10 protein-coding genes are annotated in these 20313 nt (G+C 72.5%); 8 read left to right on the top strand and 2 right to left on the bottom strand.

Going from position 1 to position 20313, the window contains the following annotated elements; all coding sequences use genetic code 11:
- Positions 1-86 precede the first annotated feature (86 nt).
- From ACQSSQ_RS14370 to ACQSSQ_RS14360, 3 genes are read left to right on the top strand one after another with little or no spacing between them, the layout of a single operon-like run.
- A complete protein-coding gene (locus ACQSSQ_RS14370) occupies positions 87-2612 on the top strand; it encodes an alpha-L-rhamnosidase C-terminal domain-containing protein (protein ID WP_431327760.1) in 2526 nt (841 codons plus the stop codon).
- The gene (locus tag ACQSSQ_RS14365) at positions 2609-5662 is read left to right on the top strand and encodes an alpha-L-rhamnosidase C-terminal domain-containing protein (RefSeq protein WP_431327759.1); all 3054 of its coding nucleotides are present in this window, start codon (positions 2609-2611) and stop codon (positions 5660-5662) included. The genes ACQSSQ_RS14370 and ACQSSQ_RS14365 overlap by 4 nt, the downstream gene beginning before the upstream one ends.
- Positions 5659-8562: a DUF5722 domain-containing protein gene (locus ACQSSQ_RS14360; RefSeq protein ID WP_431328006.1), complete on the top strand. Its 2904-nt coding sequence runs from the start codon at positions 5659-5661 to the stop codon at positions 8560-8562. The genes ACQSSQ_RS14365 and ACQSSQ_RS14360 overlap by 4 nt, the downstream gene beginning before the upstream one ends.
- A gap of 37 nt (positions 8563-8599) precedes the next feature.
- Here the strand turns inward: ACQSSQ_RS14360 and ACQSSQ_RS14355 are convergent, their stop codons facing one another.
- On the bottom strand, positions 8600-11356 hold the full coding sequence (locus ACQSSQ_RS14355) for an AfsR/SARP family transcriptional regulator (RefSeq protein WP_431327758.1): 2757 nt from the start codon (positions 11354-11356) through the stop codon (positions 8600-8602).
- 122 nt (positions 11357-11478) lie between these two features.
- Between ACQSSQ_RS14355 and ACQSSQ_RS14350 the strand changes: the two genes are divergently transcribed.
- From ACQSSQ_RS14350 to ACQSSQ_RS14335, 4 genes are all read left to right on the top strand, one after another.
- Complete coding sequence (locus ACQSSQ_RS14350; RefSeq protein WP_431327757.1) at positions 11479-11901, top strand: hypothetical protein; 423 nt, start codon at positions 11479-11481, stop codon at positions 11899-11901.
- Positions 11902-12009: 108 nt separating this feature from the next.
- Entirely contained in the window at positions 12010-13863 is a 1854-nt protein-coding gene (locus ACQSSQ_RS14345; protein WP_431327756.1) for an acyltransferase family protein, read from the top strand.
- Positions 13864-14023: 160 nt separating this feature from the next.
- Entirely contained in the window at positions 14024-16627 is a 2604-nt protein-coding gene (clpB, locus tag ACQSSQ_RS14340) for an ATP-dependent chaperone ClpB (protein ID WP_431327755.1), read from the top strand.
- Positions 16628-16751: 124 nt separating this feature from the next.
- A complete protein-coding gene (locus ACQSSQ_RS14335; RefSeq protein ID WP_431327754.1) occupies positions 16752-17984 on the top strand; it encodes a hypothetical protein in 1233 nt (410 codons plus the stop codon).
- Between the two features lie 3 nt (positions 17985-17987).
- Here the strand turns inward: ACQSSQ_RS14335 and ACQSSQ_RS14330 are convergent, their stop codons facing one another.
- On the bottom strand, positions 17988-18692 hold the full coding sequence (locus ACQSSQ_RS14330) for a DUF305 domain-containing protein (protein ID WP_431327753.1): 705 nt from the start codon (positions 18690-18692) through the stop codon (positions 17988-17990).
- Between the two features lie 100 nt (positions 18693-18792).
- Here ACQSSQ_RS14330 and ACQSSQ_RS14325 point away from each other — a divergent pair, with 100 nt between their 5' ends.
- Complete coding sequence (locus ACQSSQ_RS14325; protein ID WP_431327752.1) at positions 18793-20283, top strand: LVIVD repeat-containing protein; 1491 nt, start codon at positions 18793-18795, stop codon at positions 20281-20283.
- Positions 20284-20313 lie beyond the last annotated feature (30 nt).

Genomic DNA, 20313 nt, shown 5'->3' with positions numbered 1-20313 from the left:
AACCGCGTGGCCGGTTCCGGACACGAAGGTTGTGCCATGCAATGACCCCCTGATTGAGTGATCACCGTCACATTGAAACGATTCATGTGGGGGAGCTCGTGCAGGGTTCGGGAACAGCCAAGACGTCAGTCCTGATCGCGAGCCTGGCGCTCGTCGGCGCGATCGCCGTCCCGGTGGCAGCGGACGGCGTCACCGCCCGGGGGCCCGACGGGGCATCCGGGATGCTCGGGCTCCCACCCCTCTCCCAGGCGGACCGGTACGTCCTCGCACCGTCGTCCCGGACCGTTCGACCGGTCACGGTCGCCGAGTCCTCAGAGGTCAACCACGACTACGTGACGGCATCCTCCGCCGCGTCGGAGGACGCGGCGCACGGGCTCGACGTGGGCACGAGCGACACCGCGACCGTCGGCGGGCTCAAGGTGCGCCGTGCCGGGGTCGGCGTCGCGGGGGGCCACTTCTCCTACCAGCTCCGGGTCCCCGCGCACCGCGCCTTCGACCTCCGCGTCGAGGAGGCCGGCAGTGCCGGAGCACGGTACGAGGTGCTGGTCGACGGGCAGGTCGTCCACACCCGGACGATGGCGCTGTACGCCGCGCAGGGGCGTCCGATCGGCGCCACCCACTACAGCGTCCGCGTGCCGGCGCGCGCGGTGAGCTCTCCGACCGTCGAGGTCACGTTCCGCAACCTCGAGAACCCCGGCGACGGTGCCCGCATCGCGGGCGTGTGGGCGAGCAGCACCCGGACCGCCGCGGCCGAGCCCGGCTACGGCGGGTCGGCGCGCAACCCCCGCGGTGCGGCCGGGCGCGGCGAGACGCACCTGGATGCCGGGTTCTTCGCGAAGCCGTACGTGATCTACGACTTCGGTCAGGAGGTCGGCGGCACGATCTCGCTGAACGCGTCCGACGTCGAGGGCGCACCGCGCCTCGGGCTGGCGTTCAGCGAGTCCGACACCTACATGACGTCGGTGTCCGACTACAGCCAGGACCCGTCCGGTGTCGCGACGGAGACGCACTACTTCGCCCTCGACAAGGACGGGCCGGTCGAGGACGAGGTCATCCGCGGCGGGTTCCGCTACCTGATGGTCTTCCTCGACAGCCCCGGGTCGGCGACGCTGTCCGACCTCGAGCTGACGTTCACCGCCGACCCGACCAACCCCGATCTGGACGACTACAAGGGCGCGTTCCTCTCCAGCGACCGTGAGCTCAACGAGCTGTGGTACGCCGGGGCGTACACGGCGCAGATGTCCACGATCGCCTCCGACACCGGCCGTCCCTACCCGGCGACCCCCGGGCCGGTCCGCAACGACCAGCTCGTGGCGCAGGGCGAGGCGTTCCTCAGCGACGGCGCCAAGCGTGATCGCTACGACTGGGGCGGCGACAACGTCGTCTCGAACACCGTGGCGTACCTGACGACCGGCGCGAGCGAGCCGGCGAAGAACGCCGTCGAGTGGTTCGCCGCGCACCCGTCGGCCGACGGGCAGATCCCGGGCGTCTACCTGCCCGAGCCTGCCGGGTTCACGTACAACTGGGGCGAGTACGCGTCGTGGTGGATGCAGAACTACTGGACGCACTACCTCTACACGGGTGACAAGACGTTCCTCAGCCGTTGGTTCGACGCGCTGAAGGGCAACGTCGCGTGGGCCGAGAAGAACGTCGACGACGACGGTCTGTGGGACGTGCCCGGCTCGGCCTCCGGCCACTGGGGGTACGGCCAGGCGGGCAAGGAGACGTACAACAACCTCGTGTACGTCAAGGGCCTGCGCTCGGCGGTGTCCGCCGCCCAGGAGCTGGGCGAGGACGATCTCGCCGCGACCTGGACGGCAGCGGCCGACCGCACCGCGAAGGCCGTCGCCGACACGCTGTGGGACGACGAGGCCGGGGCGTTCCGGACGATCGCCGGGTCGAAGGCACACCCGCTCGACGCCAACGCGCTCGCCATCGTCACCGGGGTCGCGACGCGCGAGCAGACGCAGCGGATCCTCGAGTTCTTCGAGGCGAAGCTCGCGACGCCGCACGGTGAGCGGGGGGTCGACACGACCGAGGGCAACGCGGTCCCCGACTACATCAGCCCGTTCGTCGCGAGCCACGAGCTGGCGGCGTACGCGGAGGCAGGCGACGCCGAGGGCGCGCTGAGCGTGCTGCGGCGGACGTGGGGCCACATGCTCGACGGCCCCGACAGCACGAAGACGTTCTGGGAGACGGTGTCGCCCGACGGCGGCCTCGGGCTCGGGGCGTACACCAGCCAGAGCCACGGCTGGGCCGCTGCGCCGACCAACTTCCTGACCCAGGAGGTGCTGGGTGTGACGCCGACCGAGGCCGGGTTCCGGGAGTTCGAGGTCGCGCCGACGCCGGTGGACGGACTGAGCTGGGCGCAGGGGGCCGTGCCGACGCCGCACGGGACGATCACGACCGCGTGGCGTACCGACAAGCGCGGCCTGCGGGTGGCGGTCGAGGCGCCGGACGGGACCACGTACGCCGTACGCCTTCCGGGCGCGGCGGGCAGCGAGGTCACGGTCGACGGCCGCGCGGTCCAGGCCCGCTCCGACGACGGGGCGCTCGTGGTCGAGGGGCTGACCGGAGATTCCACGCTGACGGTGACGAGGAGCGGACGATGAGGCGGACCGGATCGACAGCACGACTGACCGCCGTCGCGAGCGCGCTCGCGCTGGGCGCCGCCCTCGCCGTCTCCGGCGCGGGGTCGTCGGGGGCCGTCACGGCCGCGGCGAAGGGCAGCAGCGCAGGGACGCCCGGCAAGGCGTGGGAGAAGGCCGACTACACGCCGACGCGTGGCAAGTGGCGCGACTACGTCCTCGCCCCGACGAGCCGCACCGTGAAGCCGACCTCCGTCGAGGACGTGCTCGAGCGCGGCGGCGCGGTGAGCGGCAAGGCCGACACCCTGCTCACGCGCGACGGCAAGTCCGTACGCCTCAGCAGCGAGGGCGACCGCACCACGTCGCCCCTGGTGATCCTGGACTTCGGCAAGGAGGTCTCGGGGCCGGTCGCGGCACGTGTCCTCGCGGCGTCGTCGAGCCGCCCGGAGCTGCACGTCTGCTACAGCGAGTCGCTGGAGTACCTCGCACGCTGGACCGGGCAGAACAACGGCCAGACCGCGCTCGCCCCGGGCTGCGACACCGCGAACATCTGGAACGGGTTCCCGGGCCAGCCCTACACGAAGGACACCGACAGCCACACGCTCCCGCTCGCCGACGCGACGCTGCCCGCGGATCTCGAGGATCCCGAGCTGCGCGGCGGCTACCGGTACGCGACGCTCTTCCTCGACGGACCCGGCTGGGTCGACGTCGACGCCGTCTCGATGCGGTTCACGGCCGCGTCGGGGCAGGGCGACGACCTGACCGACTACGAGGGTCACTTCCTGTCGAGCGACGACGAGCTCAACAAGATCTGGTACGCCGGTGCCTACACGGTGCAGATCAACACCGACAAGCCGAACACCGCGAAGTCGTGGCCCTACACCACCGGCGAGCGCGACCACGCCGACGACGACGTGCCGGGGGCCGACCCCGACAAGGACGTCATCTTCGACGGCGGCAAGCGTGACCGGATCGTGTGGCAGGGCGACCTCGCCGTCCAGAACCCGGTCGCGTACGTGAGCACCCACGACCTCGACGCCGTCGAGAACTCGCTCACGAGCCTCGCGGGTCAGCAGCTCGAGGACGGCTACATGCCCGCGGCGAGCCTGGTCGGCGAGCACAACCGCAACGAGCTGCGGACGTACGGCGAGTACGTGACGTGGTTCGTCAGCAACATGGCGGACCACTACCAGTGGACCGGCGACGGCGACTACCTGAAGACGTGGTGGCCGGCGATGACGAAGGCCGTCGCCTGGCTCGAGGGTCAGCGCGACGACAGCGGGCTGATCGGTTTCGCGGCGTCCGGGTCGTGCGGCCACTACGGCTACACCGACTGCGGCCACGAGACGTACGTCAACGCGCTGTACGCCCGCAACCTCGACCAGATGGCGTCGCTGGCGGAGCCCGCAGGTGCCCCGGACGAGGCTGCCGCGTACGAGGAGCGTGCCGCCGAGGTCCGCGACACCGTGAACGACGCGCTGTGGGACGACGAGGTCGGGGCCTACCGGCTGTCGACCGAGACTCGCGGCGCGTTCCCGCAGGACGGCAACGCGATGGCGGTGCTCGCGGGCGTCGCCTCGGAGGAGCAGGCGGGCCGCGCGATGACCTACCTGCGGAAGAACAGCTGGAACGACCGCGGCGCGCTGACCGTGTCGCCGTCGACGCCCAACGCATCGCTGCCTGCCTTCCACGCGCCGCTGCCGAGCTGGTTCGAGGTCGACGCCCGGCTGACCGCGCCCGGCGCGTCGGCGCTGGACGAGGAGTCGGGCTTCACCCTCATGAAGCGCTTCTGGGGCTGGATGCTCGACCAGGATCCCGGATCGACGTTCTGGGAGCACGTCCAAGCCAACGGGCGGCCCAACCTCGAGCAGTTCTCGAGCCTGGCGCACGGCTGGGCGGCGGGCCCGACGGTGAGCCTGTCGACGCAGGTCCTCGGCGTGAAGCCGACGAAGCCCGGCTTCTCGGAGTTCGAGGTACGTCCGCACCCCGGCTCGCTGACCTGGGCCGAGGGCACGGTCCCGACCCCGCACGGCACGATCGCGACGTCGTGGGAGCGCCGTGGCGACACCTTCACCACGCAGGTGGACGTCCCTGACGACACCTCGGCCGACGTGGCGGTGCCGACGTTCGGCCGCGACGTGACGGTGACCGTCGACGGTCGCAAGGTCACGGCGGAGCCGGATGCCGACGGGTACGTCGTGGTCGGCGACCTGGGCGCGGGCAAGCACGCGGTCCGCGCGGTGGCGAGCGGGACGGCGCAGACCGAGGCGACGGTCGTCGTCTCGCCCTCCGCCGCGACCGTCGAGCCGGGCCAGATGCAGGCGTTCGACGCCGTCGTCACGGGCACCGCGCCGAAGCAGCTGGCCGGCACGCTCGAGGTCGACGCGCCGGACGGCTGGAAGGTGTCGGCCCCGTCGCGTCCGGTGTCGCTCGACTCGTCCGGGCGCCCCGTCGAGCACGCGTACCGGTTCTTCGTCCTCGTCCCCGAGGGCACCGCCAGCGGTGAGTTCCCGGTGACGGCACGCCTGCGCTACCGCACGGCCGACGGCGAGACGTCGGTCGAGGACGGCGCGTCCGTACGCCTCAAGCGCACGGTGACGCTGTCCAGCTTCGACGACGGCACCGACGGCTGGAAGGCGGGGGAGAACGTCACCTCCGTCGCTCGGGTGACGGGCTTCGCCAACGGTCCCGGGAAGCCGTTCGCCGGGTCCGGCGCGCTGGAGGCGACGGTGCCGGGCACCTCGGGCGACAAGCCGCGATCGGTGGTGCTGGCGCCCGAGACGGCGATCGACCTGTCCGACGCGTCGTCGCTGTCGCTGCGGTTCGACTCGTACGGCGGTCTGCCGGGAGCGACCGGCTACCAGGTGACCGTCCGGCTGACGCCGACGTCGGGTGACGCGCTGGAGAAGGCGTTCTCGGTGAACCCGGACAGCTGGAACCTCCTCGAGGTCGACCTGCGGTCCTGGGCCGGCAAGGCGGCGGTGAAGAAGGTCGAGGTGGTCTTCCAACCGCAGGGCAGCACCTTCGTCTGGGGTCACCGCTTCCAGATCGACGAGGTCGCGTGGGTGTCATGAGGGCGCTGGTCGCCGGGACGGCGGCGGCGGTCATCGCCGCCCTCGTCCCGGCCGCCCAGGGCCCCGCGCTCGGCGCCGAGACCGCGCCCGAGATCGCGGGTGTCACGTACGGGGCGGAGCAGGTCGAGGTCCGTGGCGTCGCGGCGCCGGGGGAGACCGTCGCGGTCACCGCGTCGAGCGCGGCGACGGACGCAGGTGGGGCCACGGCGGAGGGGACGGCGTCGGTCGGCGCCGACGGGACCTTCCGCGCGGTGCTCCCGCGGGTCACGGACGCGGGTACGGATCTCCGCTACGCCCAGTTCGTCGCTGCGGCGGGAGGTGTCGCGAGCCCTGCGCACTTCGTCGACGACGTGACAGCGCCGGCGCGTGCGGACTTCCCGCCGACGCCGGTCCGGAGCAAGAAGGGTCTGCAGGTCCAGCTGACCGACGACGCCGAGGACCTCGGCGTGCAGTCGGCCGCGATCAACGTCTCGCTCGGCCAGATCATGTGGACCCGGCCCGGCACGGCCGCCGAGACGGTCGAGTACGTCAGCGGGGGGCGTACGTTCTGGTTCTCCCGCTCCGCACTCGAGTCGCTCGACCGGCAGATCCGCGGCTCGTCCGAGGCGGGGTCGTCGGTGGACCTGATCATCCTCGTCTACCGCAGCGGCGACTCGCGTTCTGCGGCGAGCGTGCTCACCGACCCCGGCGCGGGAACGTCCGGCGGCACGGTGATGGGGTTCAACACGAAGACCCCCGAGGGCGTCGCGTACCTGACGGCCGCGATGGAGCTGCTCGCCGACCGCTACACGCGGGAGGACCGCCGGTACGGCCGCGCGGACGGCTTCATCATGGGCAACGAGGTCGACGCGCAGTGGGAGTGGTCGCACTCCGGCGACAAGCCGCTCGACGCGTTCCTCGACGGGTACGCCCGCGCGCTGCGGATCGGCTGGCTGGCGACCACGAAGTTCTCCGCCTCCGCACGGACGTACGTCTCGATGACCCACAGCTGGACCCGCCCGAGCGGCGCGAACCCCGACGAGGCCGCTCCGACGCGCTACTACGCCGGGCGTGACCTTCTCGACGGGCTCGCAGCGCTGAGCGGTCGTACGGGCGACTTCCCCTGGCACGTCGCCTACCACCCGTACCCGCAGGACCTCTTCGACCCGACGGTGTGGGACGACCCGGACGCGACCGACAGCCCCGACGCGCCGGTGGTGACCTTCCGCAACCTGAACGTGCTGACGGACTACCTCCAGCGGCCGGCGCTGACGTACGACGGTGCGGCGCGCCGCGTGATCCTCTCCGAGCAGGGATGCAACACCCGAGGGTCCGACGAGGAGGCGGAGCGACTCCAGGCCGCCTGCTACGCCTACGCCTATTACCGGTCGCGATTCCTGCCGGGGATCGACTCCTTCATCCTGCACCGGCACGTCGACCACGGCGGCGAGGGAGGCTTGAACCTCGGCCTGTGGGCGCGCGACACCACGAGCGCCAACCCCGCGGCACCGCTGCGGCCGAAGCTGGTCTACGACGTCTTCCGCGACATCGACACCGCCCGCTCGCTGGAGGCCACGGCCTTCGCGAAGGACGTGATCGGGATCGACGACTGGAGCGAGGTCATCCCCGGGTTCGACCCGGCGGCCCTCGCCGAACGGCCCGTCACGCGCACCGTCGGCAGCGGAGCGGGTGTGCGGCCGGTGAACGAGTCCGACCTCACGGGTGCGGACTTCGCGGGCTGGACGCTCGGTCACAACGTCAGCGCGGCCACGGTCACGGAGACCGGATGGCAGCTCACCTCCGGCGGCGGGACGTTCGACCAGCAGTGGCGAGGGATCGGGCGCACCTGGGACCAGCCGTTCGCGCTGCGCGGCCGCCGCTGGTTGACCGCGGCCCTCGCGGGCTTCGCCGACGAGGAGGTCGTCGCGCGGCTGCGCGTGACGACGGCGACGGGGCAGGTGGTCCAGTCGGACGCGCGGCTGCCGTCGGACGGGTCCGTCCGTACCGTCGCCGCCGACCTCGGCTCGCTGCTCGCGCACGGCCGCATCGCGAAGGTGCAGGTGTGGGTCCGCGGCACCGGCTCGCGTACCCGTGCGACCACCGTCCGCGTCGTGCGGGTCGGCCTCACCCCGTACGCGTCGCCGTCCACTGCGGCCAACCTGCTCGCGTCGGGCGAGATCGAGGCGAAGGCCGATCTGTCGGCCGTGCTCCGCCTGCACCTCGACGGCCTGGACGCCCGCGGTCAGGACAGCGCCCTCCTCCGCTCGTGCGGGGGGTGGGAGGTGCCCACGACGCGGATCGACCTCCGGTCGCTGCACGTGGGGCGCTCGCGGACCCTCGAGGTGCCGGTCGACGTCTCCACGACGGGCTCCGGAGCGGTCTGCCTCGACGTCGGCGACGACACCGTCGCGGTCCCGGTCGCGGCGCCACGGCTGACGCTCGAAGGGTTCGAGAGCGGCGCGTCGGGGTGGGCGCCGGGGGACCATGTCTCCGCCGTCTCGCGCGTCGGCACGCTGGCCAACGGACCGGGACGGCCGTACGCCGGTGCCTGGGCGCTCGAAGCCGTCGGGACCGCGGCCGCACCGGGAGCGCTTCGGACGGTCACCCGCACGTTCACCGAGCCGCTCGACCTCTCCGCTGCGCGTGCGCTGGACCTTCAGCTGAACGCGTACGGGGGAGCGACCGGGGCGACCGGCTACCGCGCCGTGGCCCGTCTGACCGCCGCCGACGGGACGACCCGCGAGGTCGACGTGGCGTTCTCGCCGGACCGGTGGAACACCGTGTCGGTCCCGCTGGCCGACTGGTCCGGGAGCACGGCGATCACGGGACTGACCGTCGGGATGAGGGCGGTCGGGAGCACGCTGCCCGCCTGGGCGCCGCGCTTCCAGGTCGACGAGCTCGCGGTCTCGCTCGGACGCTGAGCGGGACCGCCGTACGCCGCCCCGCCGAGGTGGTCGCTCAGAGCTGCTGAGCGATCACCTCGGGGAGGGGCGGCACAGCGACGCTCACGATCGCGTCGTACTCCTCCGCGCCGACGAGGCCGAGGTCGCGCAGGATCCAAGCCGCCCTGTCCCAGCACGCGTGCGCGTGGGCGTCGCCGAGCTCGTGCAGCGTGGAGCCCAGGCCCCACAGGTGCTCGGCCTCGTAGTAGGTGCCGTCGTTGCCCACGACGCGGTCGACCGTCAGAGCGTCCTCGAAGTGCGCTCTCGCGCGGGCGGGCTGACCGTCGCGCCGGTACAGGTCACCGAGGTTGCCGAGCACCGCTCCCCGATGCCACTCGTCGTCGACCTCGGTCGCGATCGCGAGCGCCTTCTCGTGGGTCTCGATCGCGTCGCCGAGGCGGTCCTCGTGCGCGTGGATCAGACCGATCGCGATGAGGCAGTCGATCTCGCCCGTGCGCGCTCCCAGGTCTCGGAACAGGGCGAGCGCGCGCGTCGCCTGGTCCCGCGCCTCCTGCGGACGGCCGGTGACCGTCAGCGCCTTGACGAGCGAGCGCCGGCTGTGGGCCTCGCCCGAAGCGTGGCCGGTCCGTTCCCAGTGCTCGAGCGCCTCGGTGAGGTGGGCAACCGCGTCGTCACCCCGCCCCAGGACGGCGTAGGCCCAGCCGAGGTCGTTGTGCGCCAGGGCCCGGGCGTCGCCGAGGTGCTCGGAGTCAGCCGCGGTGGCGTCCAGGACGAAGCCGTTGAGGGAACGGATCTCGTACCACTGGCCACGGGTGTTGAGCGAGGCGAAGAGAAGGTTCGCGAAGAGGGCGCACGCCGCCGGTCCGTCCGAGTCCGACGCGGCGATCTCCCGGGCGACGTCGCGCAGGTTCTGGCGCTCGGCGACCAACCAGGCGGTGACGTCGGCGTCGCTGCGCATCGGGGAACCTCCCTCGCGGAGGGACGCCGGAGCAAGACCGTTGCGCCAGTGGCCGGGACTCTGGAAGTCCGCGACCTGGTAGGCGGTCGCGAGGTAGTGGTGCGCCGCACGGTGGACCACCGCGGTGCGTTCGTCCCGTGCCAGCTCCTCGGTCGCGCGCTCCCGGGCGAAGAGGCGGATGAGGTCGTGCATGCGGAACCGGCCGACCGTCGGCGACTCGAGGAGCTGCGCGTCGACGAGCTCCTCGAGCAGCTCCTCGGCGACGTGCTCCGGCAGGTCGGCGGCGGCCGCTGCGGTGGCGGTCCCCACGTCCGCCACGTCGACCAGGGCGAGACAGGCGAAGACCCGGGCTGCCGCGGCGCGGAGGTCCTCGTGGCTCACACCGAAGCTCGTGCGCACCGCCCGGTCGCCCGACTGCAGCTCGTCGAGCCGGCGCTGGCTGTCGCGCAGGCGCCCGACGAGCGCCGACACCGGCCACTGCGGTCGCCTCGCCAGGCGCGCCCCCGCGAGGCACAGCGCGAGCGGGAGGCCACCGCACAGCTCGACCAGCTCGGCCGTGGCGGCGGGCTCCGCGGCGAGCCGGTCGTCGCCGCACTGGCGGGCGACCAGCGTCGCCGACTCACCGGGGCCGAGCGCGGTCAGCCCGAGATTGACCGCGCCCTCGACCTCGGTGAGGATCTGCCGGCTCGTCACCAGCACGGCGCACGCCTTGCCGCCCGGCAGCAGCGGTCGGACCTGTGCGGCGTCCGCGGCATCGTCGAGCACGACCAGCAGCGTGCGCTCGGCCGTGAGGGAGCGGAACCGGGACGCGGCCTCGTGCAGCCGCGACGGCACCGCCGAGTCGGCGACGCCCAGCGACCGCAGGAACCGCCCGAGGACCTCCTCCGGAGTCAGCGGCGTCGCACCGGGCGTCGCGCCCTGGAGGTTGACGTAGAGCTGCCCGTCCGGGAAACGATCGGCGACCTCGTGGGCCGTCTGCACCCCGAGCGCCGACTTGCCGACCCCGCCGATGCCGGTGATGGCGACCACCGGCGTACGGCCGTCCGTCCGGAGCAGGGCGGCGATCCGCCGGACGTCGGCCTCCCGACCGGTGAAGGTCGCCGTCGGGGCGGGGACCTCCGCCGGCACGAGCGGGGACGCGACCGCGTCGTCGGGCACGAGGCCCGGGTCGTCGTCGAGGATCCGCGCATGCAGGTCCTGCAGCGCGGTGCCCGGCTCGATGCCGAGCTCGTCGACGAGCGCCCGCCTCCCGTCCTGGAACACCGTGAGCGCGTCGACGGCACGGCCCGAGCGGTGGAGCGCGAGCATCAGCTGGCTGCGGAACCGCTCGTGCAGCGGGTGCGCGGCGACGAGCGCGGTGAGCTCCGGGACGAGCGCCGAGTGCTCGCCGCGCGCCAGCTGCGACTCGACCCGCTCGGCGAGGGCGTGCCAGCGCAGCTCCTCGAGCCGCGTGGACTGCTCGCGTGCCACCTCGAGCTCGTCGAGACCGGCGTACGGCGTGCCGCGCCAGAGCGCGAGCGCCTCCTCGTACCTCCCGTCGCGAGCGAGCGTCTCGAACCGCGCCGCGTCCAGCTCGTCGGGATCGACCACGATCGCGTAGCCGTCGGCGCGGTGCACGATGCGGTCGGCACCCAGGCAGCGCCTCAGCCGGTGGACGTACAGCTGGAGGTTCGCCCGCGCCGTGCCGGGCGGGTCGCCGTGCCAGATCTGGTCGACGAGCCGGTCCACGGACACCGGTGCGCCCGCCGAGCAGAGCAGGGCCGCGAGCAGGAGCCGCTGCCGCGTCGGCGGGACCGGGAGTGGCTTCCCCCCGCTGTCGTGGACCTCGAGCGGGCCCAGAACGGCGAACCACATGACCTCGAACATAGGCCGGGAAGGGGTCAGCGCCGGACCGTCGCGGACGCACGGGCGGGTCTCCGTGCCCGTCCACGACGTGCCTCCGCCGATCGCGGCGGCGCGCGTGGTCTCATGATGCTGTGCGCCGGACCAGCCTTCTCGCCCTCACGGTCGCGGGCCTCGTCCTGCCCCTCAGCGCCTGCTCCGGCGGAGGCGGGGAGCAACCTGCCGCGGCGGAGGGCACACCGTCCGCGACCCCGTCCGCGACGCAGGCCGCCAGCGGCACGCGCCCGGCTGCCGAGGACCTGCTGTCGTTCCGCTGCGTCCCGACCGCAGACCCCACCGTGTGGGTCGCCCAGGGCGTGATCGTCAACCAGGCCGGCACCGCGGACTACCGGGTGACGGTGCTCGTCGCCTCGCCGGGATCCACCCAGGCGACGGCCCGTCGGATCGTGATCCCGAAGGTGGTCACCGCGGTCGAGACGCCGTTCACCGTGAACCGCCTCAAGGTGAACCCAGGGAGCTCGCCGTCCTGCCGCGTGCAGCTGGTGAGGCTGGGCTAGGACCCCGTGCTCCCGGTCGGCGGTTGGACGGCGACCGGTACGCTCGACCGCGGTCGAGGGGGGTCTCGACCGCCGACCCCCGTTCGTCAGTCTCGGAAGAAGTCCCGCATGTCCCTGCGCCGCCCCACGGCGCCCGGTCTCGACGGTGTCCGCGCCGTCGCCGTCCTTCTCGTCGTCGCTTACCACGTCGCGCCCGCCTGGATGCCCGGCGGCTACGTCGGCGTCGACGTCTTCTTCGTCCTCAGCGGCTTCCTGATCACGACCGTGCTGCTCGAGGACGCCGACCGCGCCCGCCACTTCGACCTCCCGGGCTTCTGGGTCCGCCGGGCCCGACGGCTCGTGCCCGCCGCGACGCTCATGATCGTGGTCGTCGCGGCGCTGACGCTGGTGGTCGGCCGCGACACCGGCGCTGGTCTGCGGGCCCAGGTGCTGGGCGGCCTGACCTGGACGTCGAACTGGTTCCAGGTGGCGCAGGGGTGGTCGTACGCCGACCACGGCGAGCCGCCCGTGCTCAACCACCTGTGGTCGCTCGGGATCGAGGAGCAGTTCTACCTGCTGTGGCCGGCGGTGCTGGCGCTCGGGCTGCTGGTGCTCTCGCGCCGCCGGATGGCCGCCGCGATGACGATGCTGGCCCTCGGCTCCGCGGTCGCGATGGCGGTGCTGTACGACCCTGCGGACCCGACGCGGGCGTACGTGGGCACCGACACGCACGTCTTCGGCCTGCTGGTGGGCGCGGCCCTGGCGCTGAGCGGCGCGCCGCACCTGCTGCGGTCCGGCTCCCGCGCGATCTCGGCGCGGGCCCGGACGTGGCTGACGGCGACGGGTGCCGCCGGACTGCTCGCCGTCGTCGCGTACGCGCTGGTCGTGCCCTGGTCGACCGCGGCCCCGTACGCCGGCGGGCTCCTTGCCGCCAGCGTGGCGAGTGCCGCCCTCGTGCTGGCCAGCGCGAACCGCACCGCGCTGGCCTCCGTCCTCGCGGCCGGCCCGCTCCGCTGGGTCGGGGCGCGGTCGTACGGGATCTACCTGTGGCACTGGCCGCTCATCGTGTTCGCGACGCGGCTCGCGCCCCCGCAGTGGTCGGTGCTCGCCGGCACGCTCGCGGCGCTCGCCTCGGTCGCCGTCGCCGCGGCGTCGTACCGGTTCGTCGAGATGCCCATGCGGACGGAGGGGATCGGCTTCACGCTGGCGCGGTGGGCCTCTCCGGCTCGGAGGCTCGTCGAGCACCGGCGCCGTCCTCGAGGGCGGTGGGTCCTCGTGACCGCGTCGGCTGCGGTCGTGACGATCGGCGCGGCCGCGGCGGTCGGGACCGCGCCCGACCGGAGCCGCCTCGAGGCCAGCCTGCTCGCGGGGCAGCGGATGCTCGCGTCCGCCCCCGGCCCGTCGCTGGCGGCCGCGGGTGCCGCGGATGGCTCGGCGCCGGCGGAGGTCTCGGCGCCGGCGGAGGTCTCCGGTCGCGCGAGCGCGCCTGCGGATGCGTGCCGGTCGGCCGCGTCCGCGCGGATGAGCGCGTTCGGCGACTCGGTCCTCGTCGCCGCCGCGCCGCAGCTGATGGCGGCGTTGCCGCGGCTGCACGCGACGGCGGAGGTCGGGTGGCAGTACGAGGACGTGGCGGGCGCCGTACGCAAGGCGGCCGCGCGCGGGGCCCTCGGCGAGGTCGTCCTGATCGGCACCGGGACCAACGGCGTCGTCGACCGCGACGACCTCGACCGGCTGGTCGCACGGCAGCTTGCGGGGCGCGAGGTGCTGCTGGTCTCCCCGTACGTGCCCGGCCGGTCGTGGCAGAAGCCGTCGCTGAGCGCCGTACGACGGGTGGCGGCGGACCATGCCCACGTACGGCTGGTCGACTGGAACGGGGCGGTGTCCGGCCGGGAGTCGCTGCTCGCCGCGGACCGGGTGCACCCCAACGCGAAGGGTGCCCGCCTCTACACCCGCGTGGTCCGCCAGGCCCTGGCCGCCTGCTGACGCCCCGACCCCTCCCCGATGTGTGCACGTGGACCAGGTTCTGTGCCGGAGAACCTGGTCCAAGCGCACAAATCGGGGACGAGATCGAAGTTGAGCGGAATCGACTCAACTTTGGCAGCGTTGAACCTGGTACACGTTTGACTTGACACCAGGGAGACTCATGGACGCCAACAAGCTGACCACCCGCAGCCAGCAGGCGATCGCCGCCGCGATCCAGTCGGCTGCCGCTGCGGGCAACCCCAACGTCGAGCCGCTGCACCTGCTCGACGCGCTGCTCGACGCCGACGGCGGCACCGCTGTGCCGCTGCTGCAGGCCGCGGGCGCGGACCCGGCAGCCGCCCGGTCCCGCACCACCGAGGCGCTCGGGAGCCTGCCGTCCGCGGCGGGCCAGAGCGTCGCGACGCCCTCGTACGCCCGCGCGACGCTCGAGGTGCTGCAGCGTGCGCAGGACCTCGCCGGCGAGCTCGGTGACGAGTACGTGTCGACCGAGCACCTCATGGTGGGACTGGCGACCGTGCAGTCGAAGGCCCGCGAGGTCCTCGACGGGATCGGCGCCACCGCCGACGCCCTGCGCGGCGCGTTCCAGACCGTACGAGGCTCCGCCCGCGTGACCAGCCAGGACGCCGAGGACACCTACCAGGCGCTGGAGAAGTACGGCGTCGACCTCACGGCGGCCGCGCGCGAGGGCAAGCTCGACCCGGTGATCGGGCGCGACGCCGAGATCCGGCGCACCGTCCAGGTGCTGACGCGCCGCACCAAGAACAACCCGGTCCTCATCGGCGAGCCCGGCGTCGGCAAGACCGCCGTCGTCGAGGGCCTCGCCCAGCGCATCGTCGCGGGCGACGTCCCCAGCTCGCTGCAGGGGCGCCGGCTCGTGTCGCTCGACCTGGGGGCGATGGTCGCGGGTGCGAAGTACCGGGGCGAGTTCGAGGAGCGCCTGAAGGCCGTCCTGCAGGAGATCAAGGACTCCGACGGCCAGATCATCACGTTCATCGACGAGCTCCACACCGTCGTCGGGGCGGGTGCGACCGGTGACTCCTCGATGGACGCCGGCAACATGCTCAAGCCGATGCTGGCCCGCGGCGAGCTGCGTCTTGTCGGTGCGACGACGCTCGACGAGTACCGCGAGAACATCGAGAAGGACCCCGCGCTCGAGCGGCGCTTCCAGCCCGTGCTGGTCGACGAGCCGAGCGTCGAGGACACCATCGCGATCCTGCGCGGGCTCAAGGAGACGTACGAGGCGCACCACAAGGTCGAGATCTCCGACGCGGCCCTGGTCGCGGCGGCGACGCTGTCCGACCGCTACATCGCGGGGCGCCAGCTGCCGGACAAGGCGATCGACCTCGTGGACGAGGCGAGCAGCCGGCTGCGCATGGAGATCGACTCCAACCCCGTCGAGATCGACTCGCTGCGCCGCTCGGTCGACCGGATGAAGATGGAGGAGCTCCACCTCGCGAAGGAGACCGACGAGGCGAGCAAGGAGCGGCTGGAGAAGCTGCGCGCCGAGCTGGCCGACTCCGAGGAGCAGCTGCGGGGGCTCGAGGCGCGCTGGGAGCGCGAGCGCTCCGGGCTGAACCAGGTCGGCGAGATCAAGCAGAAGATCGACGAGCTGCGTCGTGAGGCCGAGCGGGCCCAGAACGCGGGCGACCTCGAGACCGCCGCGCGGCTGAACTACGGCGAGATCCCCGGCCTGGAGAAGCAGCTCGAGAAGGCGGAGGCCGACGAGTCGGCCGAGCCCGAGGACAAGATGGTCAACGACGAGGTCGGCCCCGACGAGATCGCCGAGGTCATCGCGTCGTGGACCGGCATCCCGACCGGGCGTCTGCTCGAGGGTGAGACCGGCAAGCTGCTCCGGATGGAGTCCGAGCTGGGCCACCGGCTGATCGGGCAGACCGAGGCCGTGAAGGCGGTCTCCGACGCCGTACGCCGTTCGCGCGCCGGCATCGCCGACCCCAACCGGCCGACCGGGTCGTTCCTGTTCCTCGGCCCGACGGGCGTCGGCAAGACCGAGCTGGCGAAGGCGCTCGCGGAGTTCCTGTTCGACGACGAGCGGGCGATGGTCCGCATCGACATGAGCGAGTACTCCGAGAAGCACTCGGTCTCGCGGCTGGTCGGTGCTCCTCCCGGCTACGTCGGCTACGACGAGGGCGGCCAGCTCACCGAGGCCGTGCGGCGTCGCCCCTACTCGGTGGTGCTGCTCGACGAGGTCGAGAAGGCGCACCCGGAGGTCTTCGACATCCTGCTTCAGGTGCTCGACGACGGGCGCCTGACGGACGGGCAGGGGCGTACGGTCGACTTCCGCAACGTGATCCTGATCCTGACCTCGAACCTCGGCTCGGTCTACCTCGCCGATCCCGCGATCGAGGAGAGCGCGAAGCGCGACAAGGTCATGGAGGTCGTCCGGGCGTCGTTCCGGCCGGAGTTCCTCAACCGGCTCGACGAGGTCGTCATGTTCGACGCGCTCTCGGTCGAGGACCTGACGCGGATCGTCGACCTCCAGGTGGACGCGCTGGCGCGGCGGCTGGAGCCGCGGCGCATCCGGCTCACGGTCACCGACGAGGCCAAGGCGTGGCTCGCCCGCACGGGCTTCGACCCGACGTACGGCGCGCGTCCACTGCGTCGCCTGGTCCAGCAGGCGATCGGCGACACGCTGGCCCGCGAGCTGCTCGGCGGGGAGGTGCGTGACGGCGACGAGGTCGTGGTCGACGTCGATCCGTCGGGGGAGGGCCTCAGCGTCGCCCCGCGCGTCCCGCACACCGCCTGACCGCTCGCCGGACCACGGCTCGACCGCTGGTCTGACCGCGCGACGGTGAGCCTGGTCCCACGCTCCGTGTTCGGGGTTGGACCAGGCTCACCGCGGGCGACCGTCCCCGTGATGGGATAGCCCCATGGCGAACGCGACCCCAGCACGTCCGCAGAAGGTGACGATGGCCTGCCTCGCGGCGGGCATCGCCTCCGGCATCGTGCTGGTCAGCATCGTCGCGACCCTGTCCGACTGGGGCTCGATCGAGGTTCGCGAGCAGATCGAGGACGCGCTCGCGTCGGCCCCGATCGACGGCGCGCTCACGGTCGACCAGGCGTTGGGGTGGTTGCGCGGTGTGCTGATGGCCGCCGGCGCGCTCTCCGCGGCCGCGATCGTGCTCGCGATCTGGACGGCGAAGCGGCACCGCGGAGCGCGGATCGGCCTGACCGTCCTCGCCGCGCTGTCGAGCATCGCCTTCGTCGTCGCCGGGACCGCGGGCATCGTCCCGGCGCTGCTCGGTGTCATGGTCGTGGTCTTCCTGTGGGGGAGGGAGAGCCGCGCCTGGTTCGCCGGGGAGCCGGCTCCCGCGACGGCCACGGGCGGTCGGCAGATCCCGCCCTCGCCGCCGCAGCAGCAGCCGCCGTCCGCGCAGCCGCCGCAGCTGCCGCCGTCGCCGCAGCAGCCTGATGCCCCCGCGCCGGTCCGTCCGCCGGACCCGTCCGCGGCGGGCGACCAGCCGGCCCCCGCGGCCCGTCCCTACGCGTCGGGACCTGGCACGGTCTCGCAGCCGCTCCCGCCGCAGAGCTGGCAGCCGCCCCAGCAACCGCCGTACGGACAGCAGCCCCAGCAGTCGCCGTACGGGGCACCTCCGCACCCCTACGCGCAGCCTCAGCGCCCGCCGTACGGGCAGCCGGCGCCGTTCGGCCGCGCCCCGGCACCGGGGAGGCCCCGCCAGCTCACGACCGCCGTCATCCTCGCCGCGACCCTCTCCGGTCTGGCCGCGGTGGTGTTCGGGCTCAACGTGCTGCTCTACCTGGTCTCGCCGGGGGAGTACGCCGACCTCATCGCCGAGCAGCCGCTGATCGCGGACGCCGACGTCCTCGGCGAGCTCGGGATGACCGCGGCCGAGCTCGCACGGATGATGTTCTGGCTCTCGCTCGCGCTCACCGTCCTGGCGGTCGTGGGCGCGGCGTCGGCCCTCACGCTGCTGTCGCGGCGACCGGCGGCGCGCGTCGTGTTCACCGTCGTGGCGAGCCTCGGCATGGTGGCGTCGGTGCTCACCGCGCCGCTCGGGCTGGTGTGGCTGGTCGCCGAGGTGGCCTGCGTCGTCCTGGTCTGGCGTCGCGAGGTGTCGGCGTGGTTCAGGGCGGGCCGCTAGGCGTCAGGAGACCTGGTCGAGCAGCGCCTGCATGCGGGCGATCTCGGCGCCCTGACCCGAGGCGACGTCGGCGGCGATCTCGCTGACGAGGAGGTCGGACCCCTCGGTCTGAGCGGTCTCGGCCATCGCGACCGCGCCGGTGTGGTGCTCGATCATCCCGCGCAGGAACAGCTGGTCGAACGCGGCCCCGTCAGCCTCGGCCAACTCCTCCATGTCCTCCTCGCTGAGCATCCCGTACACCGGGGTCGGCGCACTCGAGGCGCTCCCGTGGCCCCCGTGCCCCTCATGGCCGCCGGCGCCCTCCGGGACCGGGAGCTCACGAGCCTCGAGCCACGCCACCATGCTGTGGATCTCCGGCCCCTGAGAGGCGGAGATGCGCTCGGCGAGGCTGCGCACGCTCGCGTCCTCGGCGCGCGTCTGCGCCAGCTCCGTCATCTCCAGCGCCTGCATGTGGTGCGTGATCATCATCGTCATGAACTCGACGTCGGCCGCGTTCTGGTCGGCCTCGGTGGGGTAGTCCCCGGGCGCCAGGGTCGTGTTGGGCTCGCCGGGCGAGCCCGGCTGGAGGACGGTGCTCTGGGCCGGCGGCGGGGTCGTCTCCTCCGCGTCCGTCGCGTCGTCGTCGCCGGAGCAGGAGGCGAGCGCGAGGCTCGTCAGGACCAGCCCGGCGAGCGTTGCCGCGACTCGGCGGCCAGAGCGTGGCGTCACGAAGATCTTCCCTTCGACGGACGTAAGCGGTTGCAGGAAGCGTTGCGGAATTCGGCGAATGGCGCAATGCTTCGGGGAACCTCACGAGGAAGGTCCGCCCATGAGACCGACGCGTCGTCCACGACTCGCCAGAGTACTCACCATCTCCGCGGGCGCCGGTGCGCTCGTGCTCTCGTCCCTCGCCGGTGCGGCGCCTTCCGTGGGCGTCCCCGACGACGGCAGCTCCCCGGCGCCGGTGAAGGCGCAGCGGCTGGCCGCGGTCGACGACAGCGACACCGAGCTCGGTGTCGGCGAGGTCGCCTCCAGCCCCAACATGAAGCTCCTCGCCAACATCCCCAAGAACGGGGCGTTCGCCGAGGAGGCCGCGTTCAGCACCGACCTCGCCTTCAAGGGCGACTACGCCTACGCGGGCAACTACAACGGCTTCACGGTCTACGACCTCAAGAAGGGCGACCGGCCGAAGCAGATCGCCCAGGTCGTCTGCCCCGGCTCGCAGAACGACGTCTCCGTGAGCGGCGACCTGCTGGTCCTCAGCACCGACTCGAGCCGCAGCAACGACTCGTGCGACAACGTCGCGCAGCCCGCCAGCGTCAAGGAGTCGTGGGAGGGCCTGAAGATCTTCGACATCAGCAAGCCTGCGACACCGAAGTACGTCGCATCGGTCGAGACCAAGTGCGGCTCGCACACCCACACGCTGGCACCGTCGAAGAACAAGAAGGACCTGTTCGTCTACGTCTCGTCGTACTCGCCCAACCTGGCGTTCCCCGACTGCCAGCCGCCGCACGACCTGATCTCGGTCGTGAAGATCCCGGTGAACAACCCCGCTGCCGCCGCAGTGGTCAACGAGCCGGTCGTCTTCCCCGCGCCCGACGGCGGCAACCCGCCGGGCGGCTACTCGTCGGCCACGTCGGGCTGCCACGACATCACCGCGTACCCGTCGAAGGACATCGCGGCCGGTGCGTGCATGGGTGACGGCGTCATCTTCGACATCAAGGACCGGGCCAACCCGAGGGTCATCGAGCAGGTGCGCGACACGACCAACTTCGCGTTCTGGCACTCGGCGACGTTCAACAACGCGGGCACCAAGGTCGTGTTCACCGACGAGCTCGGTGGCGGCGGCGGCCCGACCTGCAACCCGACCGTCGGCCCGCTCAAGGGCGCGGACGCGATCTACGACCTGACCGCGGACAACGAGCTCGTCTTCAAGAGCTACTTCAAGATCCCGCGGACCCAGGCCAACACGGAGAACTGCGTCGCGCACAACGGGTCCCTGATCCCGATCAAGGGCAAGGACATCATGGTCCAGGCCTGGTACCAGGGCGGGATCTCGGTGTGGGACTTCACCGACTCGGCCAACCCGAAGGAGCTGGCGTGGTTCGACCGCGGCCCGCTCAGCGCGGAGCGGCTGATCCTCGGCGGATCGTGGTCGGCGTACTACTACAACGGCTACATCTACTCCAGCGACATCCAGCAGGGCTTCGACGTGTTCGAGGTCAAGGACCGCAGGCTGGCAGGTGCGAAGGGCTACAAGTACCACGAGCTCAACCCGCAGTCGCAGCCCGAGATCCAGCGTGGCTACGGCCGGGGCTGACGCCCTGACCTGACCGTACGAGAGGACCCG

It is taken from the genome of Mumia spirodelae (assembly GCF_050632745.1).
In the GTDB taxonomy this organism is placed as follows: Bacteria; Actinomycetota; Actinomycetes; order Propionibacteriales; family Nocardioidaceae; genus Mumia.
The sequence above is the reverse complement of the archived record's forward strand: the minus strand, read 5'-3'. Positions and strand labels throughout refer to the sequence as shown.

Bases quoted from the DNA above. Each gene is read 5' to 3' on its own strand.
- ACQSSQ_RS14365 (WP_431327759.1), top strand. From the start codon at position 2,609: ATGAGGCGGACCGGATCGACAGCACGACTGACCGCCGTCGCGAGCGCG.
- ACQSSQ_RS14360 (WP_431328006.1), top strand. From the start codon at position 5,659: ATGAGGGCGCTGGTCGCCGGGACGGCGGCGGCGGTCATCGCCGCCCTC.
- ACQSSQ_RS14355 (WP_431327758.1), bottom strand. From the start codon at position 11,356: ATGTGGTTCGCCGTTCTGGGCCCGCTCGAGGTCCACGACAGCGGGGGG.
- ACQSSQ_RS14345 (WP_431327756.1), top strand. From the start codon at position 12,010: ATGTCCCTGCGCCGCCCCACGGCGCCCGGTCTCGACGGTGTCCGCGCC.
- clpB (WP_431327755.1), top strand. From the start codon at position 14,024: ATGGACGCCAACAAGCTGACCACCCGCAGCCAGCAGGCGATCGCCGCC.
- ACQSSQ_RS14335 (WP_431327754.1), top strand. From the start codon at position 16,752: ATGGCGAACGCGACCCCAGCACGTCCGCAGAAGGTGACGATGGCCTGC.
- ACQSSQ_RS14325 (WP_431327752.1), top strand. From the start codon at position 18,793: ATGAGACCGACGCGTCGTCCACGACTCGCCAGAGTACTCACCATCTCC.